This window comes from Curtobacterium sp. 314Chir4.1 (assembly GCF_900215175.1).
In the GTDB taxonomy this organism is placed as follows: domain Bacteria; phylum Actinomycetota; class Actinomycetes; order Actinomycetales; family Microbacteriaceae; genus Curtobacterium; species Curtobacterium pusillum_A.
Map to the genome: position 1 here is coordinate 1 of NZ_OCMI01000007.1, position 3,624 is coordinate 3,624.

The following is a 3,624-nucleotide window of genomic DNA, read 5'->3' on the forward strand; positions in this document are numbered from 1 at the left end:
TCTCTGGGCCGTAACTGACGCTGAGGAGCGAAAGCGTGGGGAGCGAACAGGATTAGATACCCTGGTAGTCCACGCCGTAAACGTTGGGCGCTAGATGTAGGGACCTTTCCACGGTTTCTGTGTCGTAGCTAACGCATTAAGCGCCCCGCCTGGGGAGTACGGCCGCAAGGCTAAAACTCAAAGGAATTGACGGGGGCCCGCACAAGCGGCGGAGCATGCGGATTAATTCGATGCAACGCGAAGAACCTTACCAAGGCTTGACATACACCGGAAACGGCCAGAGATGGTCGCCCCCTTGTGGTCGGTGTACAGGTGGTGCATGGTTGTCGTCAGCTCGTGTCGTGAGATGTTGGGTTAAGTCCCGCAACGAGCGCAACCCTCGTTCTATGTTGCCAGCGCGTTATGGCGGGGACTCATAGGAGACTGCCGGGGTCAACTCGGAGGAAGGTGGGGATGACGTCAAATCATCATGCCCCTTATGTCTTGGGCTTCACGCATGCTACAATGGCCGGTACAAAGGGCTGCGATACCGTAAGGTGGAGCGAATCCCAAAAAGCCGGTCTCAGTTCGGATTGAGGTCTGCAACTCGACCTCATGAAGTCGGAGTCGCTAGTAATCGCAGATCAGCAACGCTGCGGTGAATACGTTCCCGGGCCTTGTACACACCGCCCGTCAAGTCATGAAAGTCGGTAACACCCGAAGCCGGTGGCCTAACCCTTGTGGAAGGAGCCGTCGAAGGTGGGATCGGTGATTAGGACTAAGTCGTAACAAGGTAGCCGTACCGGAAGGTGCGGCTGGATCACCTCCTTTCTAAGGAGCATCTGGCTCGTCGTGCCCTTTGAGGGTGTGGTGGGTCCAGGCGCCGGATCGAGACGAACGTTCTCGCCGGTAGCTCATGGGTGGAACATTGACAGTGCAGTCGGGAGCGCAGCTTCCGACCTCAGTACGGCTTGCTTGCAGGTCTGGAACGGGTTGGGGTGAGCGGGTCGGCTGGTGCACGTTGTTGGGTCCTGAGGGACCAGGCTTCCCGGTCTTTTCGGACTGGGGGTTGAGCCGGCGGAGTGATCCGTATGGTTCTTCGGTGGGCCACATGAAGCTGGGAGCGGTTGCTTCTGGGGGAGTGTGGTGCCGATCGTATGTTGAGAACTACACAGTGGACGCGAGCATCTTAGATCGCTCGTGACGATGACCAGCTTTCGGGTTGGTGATTGTTCGAGTCGATCGCAATTTTAATCTTTGTGGTCAAGTTTCTAAGAGCAAACGGTGGATGCCTTGGCATCTGGAGCCGAAGAAGGACGTAGAAATCTGCGATAAGCCTCGGGGAGCTGATAATCGAGCTGTGAGCCGAGGATTTCCGAATGGGGAAACCCCGCTGGGCGCTTTTGTGACCTGGTGACTCCCGCCTGAATATATAGGGCGGGTAGAGGGAACGTGGGGAAGTGAAACATCTCAGTACCCACAGGAAGAGAAAACAACATGTGATTCCGTGAGTAGTGGCGAGCGAAAGCGGATGAGGCTAAACCGATCATGTGTGATAGCCGGCGGGCGTTGCATGGTCGGGGTTGTGGGACACGTCGCTCAGTTCTGCCGGACTGGGGCGGTTACAGCGCATCATAGTCGAACCGGTTTGAAAGCCGGGCCGTAGTGGGTGCCAGCCCCGTAGACGAAATGGTGTTATGGCCGGATGTGTATCCCAAGTAGCACGGGGCCCGAGAAATCCCGTGTGAATCTGTCAGGACCACCTGATAAGCCTAAATACTCCCAGATGACCGATAGCGGACAAGTACCGTGAGGGAAAGGTGAAAAGTACCCCGGGAGGGGAGTGAAATAGTACCTGAAACCGTTTGCTTACAAACCGTCGGAGCCTCCTTGTAGGGGTGACGGCGTGCCTTTTGAAGAATGAGCCTGCGAGTTAGTGATATGTGGCGAGGTTAACCCGTGTGGGGTAGCCGTAGCGAAAGCGAGTCTGAATAGGGCGATACAGTCGCATGTCCTAGACCCGAAGCGAAGTGATCTATCCATGGCCAGGTTGAAGCGACGGTAAGACGTCGTGGAGGACCGAACCCACTTCAGTTGAAAATGGAGGGGATGAGCTGTGGATAGGGGTGAAAGGCCAATCAAACTTCGTGATAGCTGGTTCTCTCCGAAATGCATTTAGGTGCAGCGTTGCGTGTTTCTCGCCGGAGGTAGAGCTACTGGATGGCCGATGGGCCTCAACAGGTTACTGACGTCAGCCAAACTCCGAATGCCGGTGAGTGAGAGCGCAGCAGTGAGACGGTGGGGGATAAGCTTCATCGTCGAGAGGGAAACAACCCAGACTACCAACTAAGGCCCCTAAGCGTGTGCTAAGTGGGAAAGGATGTGGAGTTGCATAGACAACCAGGAGGTTGGCTTAGAAGCAGCCACCCTTGAAAGAGTGCGTAATAGCTCACTGGTCAAGTGATTCCGCGCCGACAATGTAACGGGGCTCAAGCACACCGCCGAAGTTGTAGATTTCGCACACTCGATAAGCCTTCGTGGTTCAGTCGTGCGGAGTGGTAGGAGAGCGTCGTGTGGCGAGTGAAGCGGCGGAGTGATCCAGCCGTGGACGCTACACGAGTGAGAATGCAGGCATGAGTAGCGAAAGACGGGTGAGAAACCCGTCCTCCGAAAGACCAAGGGTTCCAGGGCCAGGTTAATCCGCCCTGGGTAAGTCGGGACCTAAGGCGAGGCCGACAGGCGTAGTCGATGGACAACGGGTTGATATTCCCGTACCGGCGAACAACCGCCCAAGCTAATCCAGTGGTGCTAAGAGTCCTAACCCGTGACCAGCGGATCCCTTCGGGGTGATGCGGCGCGGTCTAACGCTCGACCCCATGCTGGTGCGGTTAGCGTATGAACAGGTGTGACGCAGGAAGGTAGCTGAGCCAGGCGATGGTATCCGTAAGGTGAACCTGGTGTAAGGATGTAGGGCTGACGATAGGCAAATCCGTCGTCTGTACGCCTGAGATCCGACGCGTACCCGTAAGGGGAAATCAGTGATCCTATGCTGCCGAGAAAAGCATCGACGCGAGGTTGCAGCCGCCCGTACCCGAAACCGACTCAGGTGGTCAGGTAGAGAATACCAAGGAGATCGAGAGAATCGTGGTTAAGGAACTCGGCAAAATGCCCCCGTAACTTCGGGAGAAGGGGGGCCGGACACGTGACCGGACTTGCTCCGTGAGCGTTGAAGGCCGCAGAGACCAGTGGGAAGCGACTGTTTACTAAAAACACAGGTCCGTGCGAAGTCGCAAGACGATGTATACGGACTGACGCCTGCCCGGTGCTGGAAGGTTAAGAGGAAGGGTTAGCCTTTGGGCGAAGCTCTGAATTTAAGCCCCAGTAAACGGCGGTGGTAACTATAACCATCCTAAGGTAGCGAAATTCCTTGTCGGGTAAGTTCCGACCTGCACGAATGGCGTAACGACTTCCCAGCTGTCTCAACCGCGAACTCGGCGAAATTGCACTACGAGTAAAGATGCTCGTTACGCGCAGCAGGACGGAAAGACCCCGTGACCTTTACTACAGTTTGGTATTGGTGTTCGGAGTGGCTTGTGTAGGATAGGTGGGAGACTGTGAAGCGGGCACGCTAGTGTTCGTGGAGTC

General features: G+C 56.0%; 2 rRNA genes. Both read left to right on the forward strand.

Features of this window, described 5'->3' with window-relative positions:
• Window positions 1-810, forward strand: a 16S ribosomal RNA gene (locus CRP27_RS17785); the annotation flags it as partial.
• A gap of 430 nt (window positions 811-1,240) precedes the next feature.
• Window positions 1,241-3,624 (forward strand): 23S ribosomal RNA (locus CRP27_RS17790); the annotation flags it as partial.